Source organism: Lentibacter algarum (assembly GCF_040580765.1).
In the GTDB taxonomy this organism is placed as follows: Bacteria; Pseudomonadota; Alphaproteobacteria; order Rhodobacterales; family Rhodobacteraceae; genus Lentibacter; species Lentibacter algarum.
In genome coordinates this window covers 2,585,692-2,603,203 of sequence record NZ_CP158687.1, presented here as the reverse complement: position 1 = coordinate 2,603,203, position 17,512 = coordinate 2,585,692, and the positions used below count along the sequence as shown (strand labels likewise).

Below are 17,512 nucleotides of genomic sequence, written 5' to 3'. Positions count from 1 at the left end.
GAGGCACGCCGCGACGAGGCGTTCTTCGGAGAAGAAGCGTTCGCGCAGGCGGGCGCGGTCGTCGATGTCAAATATCTGTGTCATGGCCAAACAGATACAGCTTGGGCGGCTTGCCTGCAAGAGTTTGATGGCTTGGTCTTGTCCGCTTGGCCTGCACATGTAACTCTGAAAAGAAAAGAGACCGCATGGAAAACGAAACGACATTGGCCACACGCCCAAATCTGCCAGAGGCCAGCGCGCCCGCCACATCCGCGCCAGAGCAGGCCTCGGGAGCTGTTGTGAATGAAGCGCAAGAGATTGCGTTGTCATTGGCGGACAAGGCGCAGGGCTTTTTAGAAGGCTTGTTGCGGCCTTGGAATGCCTATCAGATCGTTATTGCGCTCGTGCTTTTCATTGTTGCGCATCTTTTGGCCAAGCTCTTGCGGCCGCGCTACCGCGAATGGATGCGCTCACGGGAAAACTGGCCCAAGTGGCGTTTGCGGTTCATGTTGCTTGTCGAAAGGCGCTTGCGGCTGATCTGTTTTGTTCTGCTGATCTTCCCGACGGTTTGGCTGATGCGCGAGCTGACATGGCCCTCGCGGTCCTATTTGCTTGGTGTGATCGCCAATCTTGCGCTTGCTTGGCTCGTGATTGCGATTGTCACGCGGCTGATCAACAACGGATTTTTACGGTCTTTGGTGCGCTACGCCGGTTGGGCTTGGGCGACACTGGTGATCCTTGGGATCACCGAAGAGGCCATCAGTCTGATGGACACGGCGGCGATTGAGCTGGGCACCTTGCGACTTTCGATCTGGATGTTGGTGCAGGCAGTGTTCACGCTTGGTCTGCTGTTTTTCCTCGCGCGGTCTGTCTCAAAGGCCACGGCAAGCGGGGTGCGGCGCAACGAAGATATCAGCCCGTCGATGCAGGTGCTTGTCATCAAGTTTGCGCAGGTCGGGCTGTATGGGCTCGCGCTCTTTGTCGGGTTGCGGGCCACTGGGGTCGACTTGACGGGGCTGGCTGTTCTTTCGGGGGCGATTGGTGTCGGGCTTGGTTTTGGTTTGCAAAAAGTTGTCTCAAACCTTGTTTCGGGCGTGATCATTCTTTTGGACAAATCGATCAAACCGGGGGATGTGATCAGCCTTGGTGAGACCTTTGGTTGGATCAACACGCTGGGTGCACGTTATACCTCTGTTGTCACGCGCGATGGGCGGGAATATCTGATCCCGAACGAAGACCTGATTACGGGGCAGGTTGTGAACTGGTCGCACTCAGACGATTTTGTGCGGCTTGATATCTATTTTGGCACCGCTTACGGCGATGACCCCCATAAGGTTCGGGCGCTGGCGATTGAGGCGGCGCGGGGTGTCGACCGAGTGTTAAGTCATAAAGCGCCAGTTTGCCATATTGTCGGGTTTGGCGACAATTCCGTGGACTATATTCTGCGGTTCTGGATCAAAGATCCGACAGGCGGGCTGACCAACATCCGCGGCAATGTCTACCTCGCGCTTTGGGACAAGTTTCAGGAAAACAATATTTCGATCCCCTTCCCGCAGCGAGAAGTACGAATGCTGGACGACGGGTCTTGAACTTTTAGGGCTGTGGGTGTTGCAGGGTTTGTGCTTTGGCTGCGCCAAATCGCGCTGGGGCGAGAGGGGCTTCGCCCCCCTCGCGCTCCCCCCAGGATATTTTTGAAGAGAAGAAAGGGCGTAGCGCAGCTTTGGGTGCGACCCTGGCGTAGGCTGCGACCCTAGCGTAGGGCGCGGCCTTTGAGGATGGCGTCTTTGCCGAATTTTTCGCGAATTCGGTCTGTGGCGCGTTCCACATCGGAGCGTTTGGCGGCGCCCTCATCCAAGAGATCATGGGAGCGATCGGCGTCGCTGGCTGGAACGAGGCCCGAGAGACCCGTTCCGATGAGGCGGAAGGGGCCTTCATCGTCCAGCTGATCAAAGAGGGCACGGGCGGTGCGATAGATTGAGTCGGCCATTTGAGTGGCGTCATGCAGCGTCTGGCGGCGGGTGAGGCTTTTGAAACTCGCGGTTTTGAGTTTGAGCGTCACGGTCTGGCCCGCAAAGCCTTTGGCTTTGGCGCGATCCGAGACTTGTTCGGCGAGGCGCCAGAGGTGCCCATCAAGGAGGTCTTTGTCGCCTGTGTCTTCTGAGAAGGTTGTCTCTTTTGAGATCGACTTCACCGGCTCATGGGCGGAGACACGGCGGCGGTCTTCTCCGCGCGCGAGGTGATAAAGCCGTGTGCCCATGGAGCCGAAGCGGGCTGTGAGATCAACCTCGCTCCAGCGCAGGAGATCGGAGAACAGATGAATACCCGCTTTGTCGAGCGCGGCTTGGGACACGGCACCGACCCCCCAGATTAGGCGAACGGGTTTGTCGCGCAAGAAATCGGCTGTTTCAGCCTTGCCGATGACCGAAAACCCTTTGGGTTTCTCCAAATCGGAGGCGACTTTGGCAAGGAATTTGTTGTGGCTGAGGCCGATAGAGCCAGAGAGGCCAAGCTCGTCTTTCATCCGTTTGATGAGACGGGCGAGCATGATGGCAGGAGGGCGGCCATGCAGCCGCGCGGTGCCTGTGAGATCCATGAAGGCTTCATCAAGCGACAGCGGCTCGATCTCGGGAGTCATCTCTTCCATCATGGCGCGGATGGCGCGGGAGGCTTTCACATAGGCGTCCATGCGGGGGGCAACGACTACGGCATCGGGGCATAGCTTGAGCGCCTGAAACATTGGCATGGCAGACCGCACGCCGCGAATGCGCGCGATATAACAGGCTGTCGAGACAACGCCGCGGCGGCCTCCGCCGATTATCACGGGTTTGGCAGCAAGCGCTGGGTTGTCGCGCTTTTCAACGGAGGCATAGAAGGCATCGCAATCCATGTGGGCGATGCTGAGATCGTATAGCTCTGGGTGTGCAGTGATACGGGGGCTGCGGCAGGCTGGGCAGCGCGCTCCCGTTTCAAAAGGGTGTAAACAATCTCGACAGAGGCTTGGCATGACACTTCATACGCCGAGCCAATGCGCAATTCTACTTGGAAGTTCGACGACTAGCCCCCATATTTGACGAAGATTTGGGAGAGTGACATGAGTTTGGAACAAATTTTGACGGGTCTGCTGGGCGGGAATCTTGTGACCCTGCTGATTGCGTTGCTAATCATTATTTCGATTTTCCTCGGGGTGCGGATTGTCCCGCAGTCAGAGAAATATGTGGTGGAGCGCTTTGGGCGCTTGAAATCGGTGCTTGGGCCGGGGATCAATTTTATCGTGCCGTTTATCGATGTGGTGCGCCATAAGGTGAGTATCCTTGAGCGGCAGTTGCCGACGGCGTCTCAGGATGCGATCACCAAAGACAACGTTTTGGTCCAGGTCGAGACCAGCGTGTTTTATCGCATTCTGGAGCCTGAAAAGACAGTTTACCGCATTCGCGATGTGGACGCGGCGATTGCCACGACAGTGGCAGGGATTGTTCGTGCCGAGATCGGCAAGATGGAGCTTGATGAGGTTCAGAGCAATCGCTCAAGCTTGATCGGGCAAATCCAGAACGCTGTTGAAGATCAGGTCGACAATTGGGGGATTGAGGTCACGCGGGCCGAAATTCTGGATGTGAATCTTGATCAGGCGACGCGGGACGCGATGCTGCAGCAGCTCAATGCGGAACGCGAGCGGCGTGCTCAGGTCACACGGGCGGAGGGTGCGAAACGGGCGGTTGAGCTCAATGCGGACGCTGAGCTTTATGCGGCTGAGCAGATTGCCAAGGCGCGCCGGATCGAAGCGGATGCGGAGGCCTATGCGACTGGCGTGGTTGCGCAGGCGATTGCAGATAACGGACTTGAAGCGGCACAGTATCAGGTTGCGCTAAAGCAAGTTGACGCTTTGGCCAAGGTGGGCGCGGGTGCGGGGAAGCAGACGATCTTGCTGCCTGCGGATGCTATTGATGCCTTCAAGAACGCTTTTGGCATGTTGAAGGGCGGTAAGTGATGGATATGATGACAGGCGACGGGCTGTGGAGCCTTTGGTGGGTCTGGCTGGCACTGGCGCTGGGGCTCGGCATTCTCGAGATCCTTGCTCCTGGATTTATTCTTTTGGGCTTTGCCATTGGCGCGGCCGTGGTTGGTGCGCTGCTCGCTTTGGGTGGGCCGCTGGGCGCATATCTCGGCGGATCATTTACGTTGACGCTTGTTGTCTTTGCGGTGTTTTCCCTGATCGGCTGGATCGGGCTTAGGCGCACTATGGGCGTGCGCAAGGGGCAGGTGAAGACCTGGGATCGGGATATCAACGAAGACTGACAGCTCTCGCTGATGTCAGAGCTTTGGAAACTCGGCCAGCACAGCGCGGGCGGCCTCGGCGGGGTCTTGAGCCTGCCAAATGGGGCGGCCTACGACAATATGATCAGCCCCGTCTGTGACGGCCTGTGCAGGCGTCGCAACACGCTTTTGGTCTCCAAGAGCAGCACCCGCGGGGCGCACACCAGGGGTCACGATGAGCTTGCCAGTGGCTTCGGGGAGTGCACGGATCAGCGCGGCTTCTTGGGGTGAGGCGATGACGCCATCGGCGCCCGCTTCGAAGGCGCGCGCAGCACGTTCTATCACCAGCTCTTGAACATCGCCTGCTTTGAGGAGTGATGCGTCCAGATCGGCGCGGTCGAGCGATGTGAGGATCGTGACAGCGAGTATTTTCATATCAGAGTTAGCGGCGCCTTCCTTGGCGGCGCGGACGACATGGGGGTCACCGTGCACGGTGAGAAAGTCGAGATCAAACTGTGCGAGGCCGCGCACAGCGGCTTCAACTGTTGCGCCGATGTCAAAGAGTTTCATGTCGAGAAAGATGCGCTTGCCGTGTTCGTCCTTCAGCTCTTGCGCGAGCGCAAGGCCACCGCCTGTGAGCATACCGAGGCCGATTTTGTAGAAGCTTACGGCGTTGCCAAGTTTGGCAGCGAGCTCAAGCCCCGCGATGGCATTTGGGACATCGAGGGCGACGATGAGGCGATCATCTGACATATGGGGGCTCCTTCACAGCGGGTTTTGGCCTTGTTGCGGGGATTAACCGTGGCGTCAAGGGCATGCACTATGAAGGAGCCGAATGTCTCAGGCGGCGAGCGGGGGAAGCTCTGGGGCCTGAGGCGTGGCTGTGAGCCGTTTAAGGTGCGAGCGCAGACCCGGATTGGCGGAGCGGTGTTTGCGTAGGGCTTTGTTTGAAAGTTGTTCCATCACCAAAGCATATTCCGCATCAAGTGGGGCGGCGACGAAGCTTGGATAGCTGAAGGTCTCTCCTGCATCTTGGATAAAGACAATCGCTTCATAGCCAGAAAACTCTAGATTGTAGCGGATGCGCGCAATGCGTGATTTACCGTAAGACATATTGGTCCTCCTAACGGGCAGGGCGCTGTGCCCTCGCCTGTGGATAAGATGGCATGTGTTTGGCCCAATAAAAGGGGGGTTCACACAAAGGTGACTCAGTTTGTAACTATTTGCGAAAATCCGCCGACGGCTATTTTGCACGACAAGCTCTTGAAGCGGAGCGCGATCCACCCCATTTTTATCTCAAGGTTCCCGACGCGACGTATGCCTCTTTTGGGTGCGCCAGCAGGGAAGGCTTATAAAAGGAGAAAGACCATGAACCTAGAGAAGTTCACGGAGCGTTCGCGCGGATTTTTGCAGGCTGCGCAAACAATTGCGATGCGCGAAGATCACCAGAGGGTGATGCCCGAACACCTGCTGAAAGCGATTATGGACGACAGCGAGGGGCTTGCGAGCAACCTCATCACCAAAGCGGGTGGTGCGCCTAAACGGGTGAAAGACGCTGTTGATATTGCCGTTGGCAAGATCGCCAAAGTAAGTGGCGATACGGGCCAGCCATATCTTGATAAATCATTGGCCAAGGTACTGGGCGAGGCTGAGAGCCTTGCGCAGAAGGCGGGTGATAGTTTTGTGCCGGTCGAGCGCATTTTGATGGCACTTGCGATGGTCAAATCGGCTGCGAAAGACGCGATGGATGCGGGCGCTGTGAATGCGCAAGCGCTGAATGCGGCGGTAAACGATATTCGCAAAGGCCGCACAGCGGATTCTGCGAGTGCGGAAGACAGCTATGAAGCGCTGAGCAAATATGCCGCCGACCTCACAGAGCGCGCGCGGCAAGGCAAGATCGACCCGATCATCGGCCGTGACGACGAGATCCGCCGCACCATGCAGGTTCTCAGCCGTCGCACAAAGAACAACCCTGTTCTGATCGGAGAGCCGGGTGTCGGGAAAACCGCGATTGCCGAGGGGCTTGCTTTGCGCATCGTCAACGGCGATGTGCCTGAAAGCTTGCGCAACAAGAAGCTGATGTCGCTGGATATGGGCGCGCTGATTGCTGGCGCGAAGTACCGTGGCGAGTTTGAGGAGCGGCTGAAGGCTGTGCTCAACGAAGTGACGGATGCGGCTGGCGAGATCATTCTTTTCATCGACGAGATGCACACGCTTGTGGGCGCGGGTAAGGGCGACGGCGCGATGGACGCGGCGAACCTTATCAAACCCGCTTTGGCGCGCGGCGAGCTGCACTGTGTTGGTGCGACAACGCTCGACGAATACCGCAAGCATGTGGAGAAAGACGCGGCCCTTGCGCGGCGTTTCCAGCCTGTCTTTACAGAAGAGCCCAGCGTGGAAGACACGATTTCTATTCTGCGGGGCATCAAGGAAAAGTACGAGCTGCACCACGGTGTGCGGATCTCGGACTCTGCCTTGGTGGCTGCGGCGACGCTTTCAAACCGGTACATCACTGACCGCTTTTTGCCTGATAAAGCCATCGACTTGATGGACGAGGCGGCGAGCCGTTTGCGCATGGAAGTCGACAGCAAGCCAGAAGAGCTTGATGCGCTGGACCGCCAGATATTGCAGATGCAGATCGAGGTTGAGGCCTTGAAAAATGAAGACGACGAGGCCTCGAGAGACCGCCTTGAGCGTCTTCAGAAAGACCTTGGCGACTTGCAGGAGAAATCTGACGAGATGACTGCCAATTGGCAGGCTGCACGCGACAAGCTTGAGGGCGCTCGTGAGCTTAAGGAACAGCTCGACCGTGCGCGCGCCGATGTGGACATTGCGACACGCGAAGGCAACCTTGCCCGCGCGGGTGAGCTGCGCTTTGGCGTGATCCCTGAGCTTGAAAAGAAGCTTGCGGCTGCCGAGGCGAGCGAAGGCGATATGACCGTGGAAGAAGCGGTGCGCCCTGAGCATGTGGCGCAGGTGATCGAACGTTGGACGGGGATTCCTGCGGGCAAGATGCTGGAAGGTGATCGCGACAAGCTCTTGCGGATGGAAGACGGGCTGCACAAGCGCGTTATTGGGCAGAATGCGGCTGTGACGGCTGTGGCAAATGCGGTGCGCCGTGCGCGTGCGGGGCTGAACGACGAGGGGCGACCTTTGGGCAGTTTTCTCTTCCTCGGCCCAACGGGTGTGGGCAAGACCGAGCTGACCAAGGCTGTGGCTGAGTTCTTGTTTGACGATGACAACGCCATGGTGCGGATTGATATGTCTGAGTTCATGGAGAAGCATGCTGTCAGCCGTCTGATTGGTGCGCCTCCCGGCTATGTCGGCTACGACGAAGGCGGCGTGCTCACGGAAGCCGTGCGGCGCAGGCCTTATCAAGTTGTTCTCTTTGACGAGGTGGAAAAGGCGCATCCCGATGTCTTTAACGTGCTGTTGCAGGTTCTGGACGACGGTGTGCTCACCGACGGGCAGGGGCGCACTGTGGACTTCAAGCAGACGCTCATTATCCTGACATCAAACCTCGGTGCTCAGGCTCTGAGCCAGCTTCCTGATGGGGCTGACGCGGGTGACGCCAAGCGCGATGTTATGGATGCTGTCAGGGCGCACTTCCGCCCTGAATTCCTCAATCGTCTGGACGAGACAATCATCTTTGACCGTCTGGGGCGCGAGGATATGGGCGGGATTGTTGAGATCCAGCTTGCGCGGCTCAAGAAGCGGCTGCTGGCGCGCAAAATCGAGCTTGATCTGGATGAAGGCGCGATGAAGTGGTTGGCGGATGAGGGCTATGACCCAGTGTTTGGCGCGCGGCCTTTGAAGCGTGTGATCCAGCGGGCGTTGCAAAACCCACTCGCCGAGGCGCTGCTCGCGGGCGATATCAAGGATGGTGACACCATTCCTGTGCGCGCGGGGGCAGAGGGCTTGCTGATTGGCGACCGTGTTGGTGCGACCAACCGCGATAAACCAGATGACGCCGTCGTCCACTGAGTCAGCATATATCACGAGAAGAGCCGTTCCTGCTGGGGCGGCTCTTTTATTTTGTGCGTCCTGATGTAAAGGTTGTGGGGGCTCTTTATATCCCTTGGGAAACAGGCATTAGGAGCGAAAGTGGAATATTTTCTGGTGCTGGCGGGGCTTGTCGGCCTCTTTTTCGGGGGTGACTGGCTGGTTAGGGGGGCTGTCGGACTGGCGGCGCGCCTTGGGCTCTCTGCATTTCTCATTTCGCTTACGATTGTCGGGTTTGGAACCTCTTTGCCCGAACTCCTCGTTTCTGTTCGCGCGGCAATGGACGGTGCGCCGGGGCTGGCGTTGGGCAATGTGATTGGCTCCAATATTGCCAATATCGGGCTGATCCTCGGACTGGCGGCGCTGATCATGCCGATGCGGGCCGGCGCAGGCAACAGGCGTGATATTTTGGTGATGCTCTCGGTTGCTCTGCTTTTGGGACCGGTGCTGTGGCAAGGGCAGATCGGCATGTTGACGGGCGCGTTGATGGCGCTGGCGCTCTGTGGCTATCTCGGACTGACCTATTATCTGGACGGCGGAAGCGACGCCGCTACGCCCGATGCACCCGAGCCAGCAATGGCGCTATGGAGGCTTGGCCTTTTGCTCGCGGGAGGGCTGGCGCTTTTGGTGGCGGGAGCCGAGATGTTGGTGCGCGGCGCGGTTGTGATTGCTGAAGATTTTCGGGTGAGCGATGCGGTGATCGGGCTGACAGTTGTGGCTGTGGGGACAAGCTTGCCCGAGCTTGCAACCTCGCTCACAGCTGCGCTGAAAGGCAAAGCCGATATTGCCATTGGCAATGTGGTCGGCTCCAATATCTTCAACATTTTAGGCATTCTTGGGGTCACAGCGCTTGTAACGCCTGTGCCGGTGGCGGCGCGCTTCTTGAGCGTTGATCTCTGGGTGCTGCTGGCGGCGAGCGGGGCGCTTGCAGCCTTACTTTTGCTGCGTGGCGGGCTCGGACGGCTAAGTGGGGCCGTCTTTTTGACAGGGTATGCTGGCTATACTCTGGCTATGTACTAAAAAAGGCCGCCCCGATTAGGAGCGGCCCATTCTTGTTGTGCATCAATGGTGTCAGCCGACAACCAGTATATCGTCGAAGATAAAGTCGTTTGCATCAAGCGTGATTGTCGCGCCGCTGTTGTTTTGAAGCAGGAAGCTGTCACCATCGTTTTCAAACAGGAAGCTTGAGCCTGCGGCGATTGTTTCGTTGATCGAGCCTGACAGGAGCAGGAACGAGAGCGCGGGATCGAGGCCTGTGATGTCGATCAGGTCCACACCATCTTCGAAGTCTTTGATCTTGTCGTCTCCGTGGCCTGTTTCAAAGACAAACACGTCTGCCCCCGCACCGCCAAAGAGCTCGTCATTGTCGGCGCCGCCGTTGATTGTATCGTCGCCCGCATCGCCATAGAGCTTATCGCGGCCTGACCCACCATCGACCAGATCGTTGCCGTCTCCGCCGTTGATTTTATCATGGTCGGCTTCGCCGTAGAGCGCATCATCACCATCGCCACCAAGGATACGGTCGCGGTCATCGCCACCATAGATGAGATCGTTGCCGTCATCGCCTTCGAGCTTGTCTCGGCCGCCGCCGCCGAGCAGAGTATCGTCGCCAGAGCCCGCGCGGATCACATCGCCGCCGATGCCGCCGTCGATATAGTCGTTGCCCTCGTGGGAGCGGATGAAGTCATCTCCGTCGCCGCCATCAATGATGTCATCTCCGAGCTGGCCGAGGATATCATCATTGCCATTGCCACCATTGATCTGGTCATTGCCTTCGTCGCCTTTGAGCACATCGTTGCCGTTGCCGCCGTTGAGCACATCATCGCCTGTGCCGCCTGAGAGGCGATCATGACCATTGTTGCCTTGGAGCGTATCATTTCCTGCGCCGCCCTCGAGGCTGTCACCTCCGCCGCCGCCAACAAGGAGATCGTTGCCATCTCCGCCGCGTAGAGTGTCGCTGCCAGCACCGCCGCGGACCGTATCGTCACCCGCGCCTGCTGTGTAGTCGTCGTTGCCGCCGAGTAGATCGACATTATCGTTGCCCGCTGTGCCGACGAGTGTGTCATCGCCTGTTGTGGGTACGGGCGTTGGATCTACGGGCGCGCCTGAGCTGGTCATTGTGATTTCGTAGGAGGATTGATTGACGTCAATCGTGCCATCTTCGGTGGTCAGGTAAAATGTACCTGATTGAGCGGGCGTAAATGTAAGGACAGCGGGGGCCAAATCGGAGCCAATGACTTCAACTTCAGGGAAATCCATTGGCAGGCCAAGTTCGAGACGGAAGTTATGCGCCCAATTGTCCGAAGTGCTTGTCATGGTGAAAGTATAGGTCACCCCAGCGAGCAGGTTGACGCGGATTGAATCACGGTCGGCGAAAGGCGAAAAGCTTTCTCCGACGAAGGTATCGCCCACATCCATTGTGTAGGTTGTATCGTCCCAGACGCCAGCGTCGGTTGTTTCAAAGATAGTTGGCATGAGTCATCCCCAAATCGTTAAAAATCAAACTGTTTAACTGCCGATGGGACTTTGCGCCTGCCTCTTGAAACATGGTTAACACGGACTGACGTCAAATGTGGCGAAAAAAAGGCGACTAGAGGGCTGAAATAGGACGAAAAAGCCCCGCGCCTGTTTTGCTAGGCTGCGGGGCTGAAACAATTTGGCGGGCGTAGCGGGATTGTTTGCGCTCTGGCGACGGAAGGCGGGGTCTAGTCTTCTCCAATCGCCGAGCGAGCGATTCGATCCAGCAGGCTTTCGATTTTTTTCATGTCACCCTCGGGGAAGGTGCGAAAGCCGATCATGGTTTCGTCGGGCGTGTCGGGGGAAACGATGACGAAGATATCATAGGGACAGAACACCACATTCATTGGATTGGCTTCCATCACCTCGCGGCTGAGCTTGGCGGAACAGAAGCTGTAGATGTCGGCCTTCTCAAACAGAGTCACATCTGAGCCGACATCGCCTTTGGTGCGCTCAAGCATATCGCCCGTATGAGAAACATGGTCGATCACAAGCCCTTCATCGAGGATTGCATTTTCAAGACCGAAGACCACATCTTCAAAGCTCTGTTCGGTGGTATAGCTGATGATGCCGTCTGTGGCGAAAGCCTGCGTTGCTGTAAAGCAAGCGGCGGCAAGTGTCAGGGGGAGTGCGCGCATGTTTGGTTCCTTTTTGGTGGGCTGTGCTTGCCCTCTGGAGCGATCGGCCCCACTCTAGGGACAAGAGTAAAGATGACGTTGATATATATCAAACAGGGAATGTGATGGGTTTTGCGGTTTCGGTTTTGAATTTTCTGGCTTTGGCTTTTGTTTGGGTGTTGGGCGCGCTCGCGGCGCTTGTCTTGATACTCTATATCATAGACCGCACGCAGCGCAGCGATGCGATACGGCGCAACTATCCAGTGATCGGGCGGTTCCGTCATCTCTTCAGCACATTGGGCGAGTTCTTTCGGCAGTACTTTTTCGCAATGGACCGAGAGGAACTGCCGTTCAATCGTGCGCAGCGCGACTGGGTCGAGCATGCGGCGAATGGCGAGGGCAACACCATTGCTTTTGGCTCAACGCGTAACCTCGGCGTGCCCGGAACGGCAATCTTTACCAATGCGCCGTTTCCTCCGCTCAACGATCAATTTGCGAGCTCTGAGCCGATGATGATCGGGCCTCGCGCGCGCGTTCCTTATATGGCACCTTCTTTCTTCAATATTTCGGGCATGTCTTATGGTGCTTTGTCCAAGCCTGCAGTGCGGGCCTTGAGCCTTGGCGCTGCAAAAGCGGGCATCTGGCTCAGCACTGGTGAGGGCGGCTGCGCGCCGCATCATCTTGAGGGTGGGTGCGATGTGATTATGCAGATCGGCACGGCCAAATATGGGGTGCGCGATAATGACGGGAAGCTCAGCGACGAGAAGCTGCGCGAACTGGCCGCGCTTCCACAGATCAAGATGTTCGAGCTCAAGCTTGCGCAGGGGGCCAAGCCCGGAAAGGGGGGCATACTGCCCGCGGAGAAGGTAAACGCCGAGATTGCCGCTATTCGGGGTATCCCAGAGGGGACGGCGAGTATTTCGCCCAATCGCCATATCGAGGCGGGTGACTGGGGCGAACTCTTGGACATGATCGCCCATATTCGGAACGTGAGCGGGAAGCCCGTGGGTATAAAGACTGTGCTTGGCACGACGGAGGCCTGGGAGCCGTTCTTTGAGGAAATTGTGAAACGGGGCGAAGACGCTGCGCCTGATTTTATCACAGTTGATGGAGGTGAGGGGGGCACGGGCGCCGCTCCGATGCCACTGATGGACTTGGTTGGGTTGCCGATCCGTGAGGCGCTGCCGCTGATGGTGGATTTGCGCGACAAGTACGGGCTGCACGAGAGGATCAGGATTATTGCCTCTGGTAAGCTTGTGAACCCGTCTGATGTGGCATGGGCGATTTGTGCTGGCGCAGATTTTGTTACTTCGGCGCGTGGGTTCATGTTCTCCCTTGGCTGTATTCAGGCGCTTAAGTGCAATAAGAACACTTGCCCCACAGGGATCACAACGCATGATCCCAAGTTGCAGCGCGGACTTGTTGTGGAGGAAAAGTTCGAGAAAGTCGCGCGCTATGCCAAGCAGATTGTCAGCGAGGTCGAAACCATTGCGCATTCTGTCGGGGTGGCCGAGCCGCGGCTGATGCGGCGGCGGCATGTGCGGATTGTCTGTGATGACGGCCGCTCAAAGCCGATGAACGAGATTTATCCAACCGTTCTGTCACTTGGCTCGGACAGAAAGTAAGGTAGGGCAAGCACCAGACCCTCTTGTTTTTAGGTGCTTGACCATAACCTGTGTGGCAGGATTTTGTGCAAATGCTTTCGTTACAAAAAATGAACGCAGATGTGAGAAACTGTGGTTTGGAACTAGGCGGGCGAGGCGCTATCTGAAAGCCAGACACAAAGAGGACAAGCTCATGGCATTTCGCTGGACGAATACGTTGAAAGACAAGGATGTGACGGATCAATCCGTTTTCCTCAACCGCCGCCAAATGATGGCGGGGGCAGCGGGGCTTGGCCTTGTCGGGATGGCGGGTGCCGCTGAAGCTCAAGAGCTTGTCCCCAACACGTTTGAGGACATCAGCAACTACTGCAACTATTATGAGTTCGGGACAGGCAAGGAAGACCCTGCGAAATATGCCCACACGCTGACGACCGAGCCTTGGAGTGTGACCATCGACGGACTGGTCGACAGGCCCGCAACCTATGCATTTGAAGATATCTTGGTGAAGATGAGCATCGAAGAGCGTATTTACCGTTTCCGCTGTGTTGAGGCTTGGAGCATGGTTGTCCCGTGGAACGGGTTTGAGTTGGCCGATTTGCTGGCGCTTGCAGGTGTGCAGAGCGGGGCGAAATATGTGGCGTTTGAAACAGTACTGCGTCCTGACGAGATGCCTGGGGTGAAATATCCTGTGCTTGACTGGCCTTATGTGGAGGGCCTGCGCCTTGATGAGGCGATGCATCCGCTGACCATGATGGCGACTGGGATTTATGGAGAGGATATCCCGAACCAGAACGGCGCACCGCTCAGGCTCGTGGTTCCGTGGAAGTATGGCTTTAAGAGTATCAAGTCTGTCGTGCGGATCACGCTGACGGACAAGGAACCGGCTACAAGCTGGAACAAGGCCAATGGGCGCGAATATGGCTTCTATAGTAATGTGAATCCAGAGGTGGACCATCCGCGCTGGTCTCAAGCCACTGAACGCCAGCTCGGTGGGGGGCTCTTTGCCAGCCGTGTGCCGACACTGATGATGAATGGCTATGAAGAAGAGGTGGCGAGCCTTTATGCGGGCATGGACCTTCGGGTGAACTTTTAGTGGGCATGGCGTCGCGCCTGAACGCAGGCCTAAAACATGTTCCTGCATGGCTGCTTTATATACTGTGCGCGACACACATCGCTTGGCTGTTTTACTTGGGCCTCACCGGGGGGCTTGGCGTTGAGCCGATAAAGGCGCTTGAGCATGCTTATGGCACGGCCGGCCTTAAGGCTCTGGTGGCGACATTGGCGGTAACACCTTTGAGAAGCTTTGCTGGCGTAAACCTTCTGAAGTTCCGCCGCGCGCTGGGGCTGTCTGCGTTCTTCTATATTGCAGCGCATCTTTCGGTGTGGCTGTTGCTTGATGTTCAACTGATCGGGCAGATTTGGGCCGATATCCTGAAGAGGCCATATATAACAGTTGGCATGGCTGGGTTTGCTCTCCTGCTGCCGCTTGCGCTCACTTCGAACAATATCTCGATCCGTAGGTTGGGGGCGGCTCGATGGCGGACGCTCCATAGGCTCAGCTACTTGGCCGCGATTCTGGGTGGCGTACACTATGTGATGTTGGTGAAGGGCTTCCAGATTGAACCCATGCTGTATTTGGTAGGGATTCTCGGGCTGATTTCGCTTCGGAGCCGCACTTTGGGGCGCAAAACGGCGCAAGCCGCCTCCCGTATGAGCTAAAATCGTCGGATGAATCGTTTATGAATCATAAAAATGTAAAACGAGTCGGGTGAATCGGTGTGATTTGACTGCATTCAGGCGGGAGATAATGTGGCTCGCAAGACTGGCTTGGGGGTAAGTCTGTGGATAACCCTATATGTGGTGTGGCACAGATAAAGGGGTGCGCAATTATCTGTCGTCAGAGCCTTCATTTCGGAAATTAACGATATGCAACCCAATGAAAACAAACGAAAATCGGCAAAAATCGAAAAAATGACAGTTTTCTCAAAAAAGGGGTTGCGGGTTTGGTGAACTGGGCTTAGAACCCACTTCACCGGCGGCGCTGAGGCGCACAACGGGACGCGGCAGGGACGGACGGAGCGAAGCTCGGGAGGTTCTGAAGCGGAGAAATTTTGAGGTTAATGAGGCGGGGCGCGCTAGTAAGTTACAGCGCATCCAGTCACTTTTGTCTCTGGGGTTTACCCCGACGCTGTTTGACATTGATAATAACTGAAGAGATATGTGGGCGGTTTGGTTCATTCGATGGATCAACCTCTTCATATCAACTACCTAGGAGTTTCGGCTCCGATGATGGATAGTCAGCTTCACTGTTTGGACGGCTTCTGGTTACTTTGGTAACTGAAAGCACTTCAAACAATGAAAATGCCAAATGATTTCAGTAAGGTCATTTGGTAGATGTGCAGAGGTTCGACGTCAAGGATACGCAAGCAATTGTGTTTCAACTTGAGAGTTTGATCCTGGCTCAGAACGAACGCTGGCGGCAGGCCTAACACATGCAAGTCGAGCGCTACCTTCGGGTGGAGCGGCGGACGGGTTAGTAACGCGTGGGAACGTACCCAGATCTAAGGAATAGCCACTGGAAACGGTGAGTAATACCTTATACGCCCTTCGGGGGAAAGATTTATCGGATTTGGATCGGCCCGCGTTAGATTAGATAGTTGGTGGGGTAATGGCCTACCAAGTCTACGATCTATAGCTGGTTTTAGAGGATGATCAGCAACACTGGGACTGAGACACGGCCCAGACTCCTACGGGAGGCAGCAGTGGGGAATCTTGGACAATGGGCGCAAGCCTGATCCAGCCATGCCGCGTGAGTGATGAAGGCCTTAGGGTCGTAAAGCTCTTTCGCCAGAGATGATAATGACAGTATCTGGTAAAGAAACCCCGGCTAACTCCGTGCCAGCAGCCGCGGTAATACGGAGGGGGTTAGCGTTGTTCGGAATTACTGGGCGTAAAGCGTACGTAGGCGGATTAGTCAGTCAGAGGTGAAATCCCAGGGCTCAACCCTGGAACTGCCTTTGATACTGCTAGTCTTGAGTTCGAGAGAGGTGAGTGGAATTCCAAGTGTAGAGGTGAAATTCGTAGATATTTGGAGGAACACCAGTGGCGAAGGCGGCTCACTGGCTCGATACTGACGCTGAGGTACGAAAGTGTGGGGAGCAAACAGGATTAGATACCCTGGTAGTCCACACCGTAAACGATGAATGCCAGTCGTCGGGCAGTATACTGTTCGGTGACACACCTAACGGATTAAGCATTCCGCCTGGGGAGTACGGTCGCAAGATTAAAACTCAAAGGAATTGACGGGGGCCCGCACAAGCGGTGGAGCATGTGGTTTAATTCGAAGCAACGCGCAGAACCTTACCAACCCTTGACATCCTATGACAACCTGAGAGATCAGGCTTTCCTTCGGGACATAGTGACAGGTGCTGCATGGCTGTCGTCAGCTCGTGTCGTGAGATGTTCGGTTAAGTCCGGCAACGAGCGCAACCCACATCCCTAGTTGCCAGCAGTTCGGCTGGGCACTCTATGGAAACTGCCCGTGATAAGCGGGAGGAAGGTGTGGATGACGTCAAGTCCTCATGGCCCTTACGGGTTGGGCTACACACGTGCTACAATGGCAACTACAGTGAGTTAATCTCCAAAAGTTGTCTCAGTTCGGATTGGGGTCTGCAACTCGACCCCATGAAGTCGGAATCGCTAGTAATCGCGTAACAGCATGACGCGGTGAATACGTTCCCGGGCCTTGTACACACCGCCCGTCACACCATGGGAGTTGGTTCTACCCGACGGCCGTGCGCTAACCTCTTCGGAGGAGGCAGCGGACCACGGTAGGATCAGCGACTGGGGTGAAGTCGTAACAAGGTAGCCGTAGGGGAACCTGCGGCTGGATCACCTCCTTTCTAAGGATGTTCTGGCATATTGAGCTTGCTCGATATCGACGAACACTTAGCAGTCACTTAGTGACATATAGAGACACTTCGGTGTCTCGCACCGGACCAGGCCGTCCTCATATCTCTTCAGAACATAGTTTCAGGCCTACCGGCCTGTATGGGTCGGTAGCTCAGGTGGTTAGAGCGCACGCCTGATAAGCGTGAGGTCGGAGGTTCAAGTCCTCCTCGACCCACCATTCCTTAAGGGGCCTTAGCTCAGCTGGGAGAGCGCCTGATTTGCATTCAGGAGGTCAGGAGTTCGATCCTCCTAGGCTCCACCAAGGTTTTACAGACTAAAGACTGATTTGATCGCTAAGCACTTTCGAGTGTTTAGCCGTCCAATCGGACGACATAGCGGACATCTTCGGATGTGCGTTTGACATCGTATAGAGAGATATCAAAATCAACACTGTTGGTGACTGCGAGTAAGCGGATCACCTCAGATTGGTGCCCTTCGGGGCGAGCTTTAGACAACGGGTGTTTCCTCGCTCAGTTCTAAAGTCTGCCAGTTTGAAAAGAACAGAGTTGTCCAAGTCAAGTACACTAACCAAGCTTAAGATCGCACGGTCTTAAGCTTAAGCGCATTCCCTTCATACAGGAATGTAGCTTA

At 56.2% G+C, this 17,512-nt stretch carries 14 protein-coding genes, 2 tRNA genes and 1 rRNA gene; 11 read left to right on the top strand and 6 right to left on the bottom strand.

The annotated features are described in order from the left end of the window. Positions 1 to 185 precede the first annotated feature (185 nt). Positions 186 to 1,568: a mechanosensitive ion channel domain-containing protein gene (locus tag DSM117340_RS12965; RefSeq protein WP_089892395.1), complete on the top strand. Its 1,383-nt coding sequence runs from the start codon at positions 186 to 188 to the stop codon at positions 1,566 to 1,568. A 161-nt stretch (positions 1,569 to 1,729) separates the two neighbouring features. On the opposite strand, the gene DSM117340_RS12960 is transcribed toward DSM117340_RS12965, so the two are convergent. Beyond that, complete coding sequence (locus DSM117340_RS12960) at positions 1,730 to 2,983, bottom strand: DNA polymerase IV (protein ID WP_089892392.1); 1,254 nt, start codon at positions 2,981 to 2,983, stop codon at positions 1,730 to 1,732. 87 nt (positions 2,984 to 3,070) lie between these two features. Between DSM117340_RS12960 and DSM117340_RS12955 the strand changes: the two genes are divergently transcribed. Both DSM117340_RS12955 and DSM117340_RS12950 read left to right on the top strand, forming a co-directional pair. Beyond that, positions 3,071 to 3,964: an SPFH domain-containing protein gene (locus DSM117340_RS12955; protein WP_089892390.1), complete on the top strand. Its 894-nt coding sequence runs from the start codon at positions 3,071 to 3,073 to the stop codon at positions 3,962 to 3,964. Then, on the top strand, positions 3,964 to 4,272 hold the full coding sequence (locus DSM117340_RS12950; RefSeq protein WP_333908505.1) for a hypothetical protein: 309 nt from the start codon (positions 3,964 to 3,966) through the stop codon (positions 4,270 to 4,272). The genes DSM117340_RS12955 and DSM117340_RS12950 overlap by 1 nt, the downstream gene beginning before the upstream one ends. A gap of 15 nt (positions 4,273 to 4,287) precedes the next feature. On the opposite strand, the gene pyrF is transcribed toward DSM117340_RS12950, so the two are convergent. Further along, complete coding sequence (gene pyrF, locus DSM117340_RS12945) at positions 4,288 to 4,983, bottom strand: orotidine-5'-phosphate decarboxylase (protein ID WP_089892387.1); 696 nt, start codon at positions 4,981 to 4,983, stop codon at positions 4,288 to 4,290. A gap of 87 nt (positions 4,984 to 5,070) precedes the next feature. Beyond that, positions 5,071 to 5,343 (bottom strand): hypothetical protein, encoded by a 273-nt coding sequence (locus DSM117340_RS12940; protein ID WP_089892384.1) that lies wholly within the window; start codon positions 5,341 to 5,343, stop codon positions 5,071 to 5,073. Positions 5,344 to 5,598: 255 nt separating this feature from the next. On the opposite strand from DSM117340_RS12940, the gene clpB reads away from it, so the two are divergent. Next, positions 5,599 to 8,214 (top strand): ATP-dependent chaperone ClpB, encoded by a 2,616-nt coding sequence (gene clpB, locus DSM117340_RS12935; RefSeq protein ID WP_089892381.1) that lies wholly within the window; start codon positions 5,599 to 5,601, stop codon positions 8,212 to 8,214. Positions 8,215 to 8,334: 120 nt separating this feature from the next. After that, positions 8,335 to 9,252 carry a sodium:calcium antiporter gene (locus DSM117340_RS12930; protein ID WP_089892378.1) on the top strand — a complete coding sequence of 306 codons (918 nt, stop codon included), beginning with the start codon at positions 8,335 to 8,337 and terminating at the stop codon, positions 9,250 to 9,252. A gap of 51 nt (positions 9,253 to 9,303) precedes the next feature. Here the strand turns inward: DSM117340_RS12930 and DSM117340_RS12925 are convergent, their stop codons facing one another. Together DSM117340_RS12925 and DSM117340_RS12920 are read right to left on the bottom strand one after the other, a co-directional pair. Next, positions 9,304 to 10,707, bottom strand: coding sequence for a calcium-binding protein (locus DSM117340_RS12925; RefSeq protein ID WP_089892373.1), 1,404 nt, complete (start codon positions 10,705 to 10,707; stop codon positions 9,304 to 9,306). Between the two features lie 230 nt (positions 10,708 to 10,937). Then, a complete protein-coding gene (locus DSM117340_RS12920) occupies positions 10,938 to 11,387 on the bottom strand; it encodes a DUF302 domain-containing protein (protein ID WP_245724446.1) in 450 nt (149 codons plus the stop codon). Positions 11,388 to 11,491: 104 nt separating this feature from the next. Here DSM117340_RS12920 and DSM117340_RS12915 point away from each other — a divergent pair, with 104 nt between their 5' ends. The 6 genes from DSM117340_RS12915 to DSM117340_RS12890 all read left to right on the top strand — a co-directional run bounded on the left by DSM117340_RS12915 (position 11,492) and on the right by DSM117340_RS12890 (position 17,183). Continuing rightward, a complete protein-coding gene (locus DSM117340_RS12915) occupies positions 11,492 to 12,991 on the top strand; it encodes an FMN-binding glutamate synthase family protein (RefSeq protein WP_089892371.1) in 1,500 nt (499 codons plus the stop codon). Between the two features lie 172 nt (positions 12,992 to 13,163). Next, positions 13,164 to 14,063: a protein-methionine-sulfoxide reductase catalytic subunit MsrP gene (gene msrP / locus DSM117340_RS12910; protein WP_089892368.1), complete on the top strand. Its 900-nt coding sequence runs from the start codon at positions 13,164 to 13,166 to the stop codon at positions 14,061 to 14,063. 5 nt (positions 14,064 to 14,068) lie between these two features. Beyond that, positions 14,069 to 14,689, top strand: coding sequence for a protein-methionine-sulfoxide reductase heme-binding subunit MsrQ (gene msrQ / locus DSM117340_RS12905; protein WP_089892365.1), 621 nt, complete (start codon positions 14,069 to 14,071; stop codon positions 14,687 to 14,689). Between the two features lie 719 nt (positions 14,690 to 15,408). Next, positions 15,409 to 16,872 (top strand): 16S ribosomal RNA (locus tag DSM117340_RS12900). A gap of 150 nt (positions 16,873 to 17,022) precedes the next feature. Continuing rightward, positions 17,023 to 17,099: transfer RNA gene (locus DSM117340_RS12895), tRNA-Ile, on the top strand. A gap of 8 nt (positions 17,100 to 17,107) precedes the next feature. Further along, positions 17,108 to 17,183, top strand: a tRNA-Ala gene (locus DSM117340_RS12890). A gap of 49 nt (positions 17,184 to 17,232) precedes the next feature. Here DSM117340_RS12890 and DSM117340_RS12885 read toward each other — a convergent pair. Beyond that, entirely contained in the window at positions 17,233 to 17,376 is a 144-nt protein-coding gene (locus DSM117340_RS12885; RefSeq protein WP_177170691.1) for a hypothetical protein, read from the bottom strand. Positions 17,377 to 17,512: the final 136 nt, after the last annotated feature.

Coding starts and splice junctions, on each gene's coding strand:
- DSM117340_RS12965 (WP_089892395.1), top strand. CDS start 186: ATGGAAAACGAAACGACATTGGCCACACGCCCAAATCTGCCAGAGGCC.
- DSM117340_RS12960 (WP_089892392.1), bottom strand. CDS start 2,983: ATGCCAAGCCTCTGTCGAGATTGTTTACACCCTTTTGAAACGGGAGCG.
- DSM117340_RS12955 (WP_089892390.1), top strand. CDS start 3,071: ATGAGTTTGGAACAAATTTTGACGGGTCTGCTGGGCGGGAATCTTGTG.
- DSM117340_RS12950 (WP_333908505.1), top strand. CDS start 3,964: ATGGATATGATGACAGGCGACGGGCTGTGGAGCCTTTGGTGGGTCTGG.
- pyrF (WP_089892387.1), bottom strand. CDS start 4,983: ATGTCAGATGATCGCCTCATCGTCGCCCTCGATGTCCCAAATGCCATC.
- DSM117340_RS12940 (WP_089892384.1), bottom strand. CDS start 5,343: ATGTCTTACGGTAAATCACGCATTGCGCGCATCCGCTACAATCTAGAG.
- clpB (WP_089892381.1), top strand. CDS start 5,599: ATGAACCTAGAGAAGTTCACGGAGCGTTCGCGCGGATTTTTGCAGGCT.
- DSM117340_RS12925 (WP_089892373.1), bottom strand. CDS start 10,707: ATGCCAACTATCTTTGAAACAACCGACGCTGGCGTCTGGGACGATACA.
- DSM117340_RS12920 (WP_245724446.1), bottom strand. CDS start 11,387: ATGCGCGCACTCCCCCTGACACTTGCCGCCGCTTGCTTTACAGCAACG.
- DSM117340_RS12915 (WP_089892371.1), top strand. CDS start 11,492: ATGGGTTTTGCGGTTTCGGTTTTGAATTTTCTGGCTTTGGCTTTTGTT.
- msrP (WP_089892368.1), top strand. CDS start 13,164: ATGGCATTTCGCTGGACGAATACGTTGAAAGACAAGGATGTGACGGAT.
- msrQ (WP_089892365.1), top strand. CDS start 14,069: ATGGCGTCGCGCCTGAACGCAGGCCTAAAACATGTTCCTGCATGGCTG.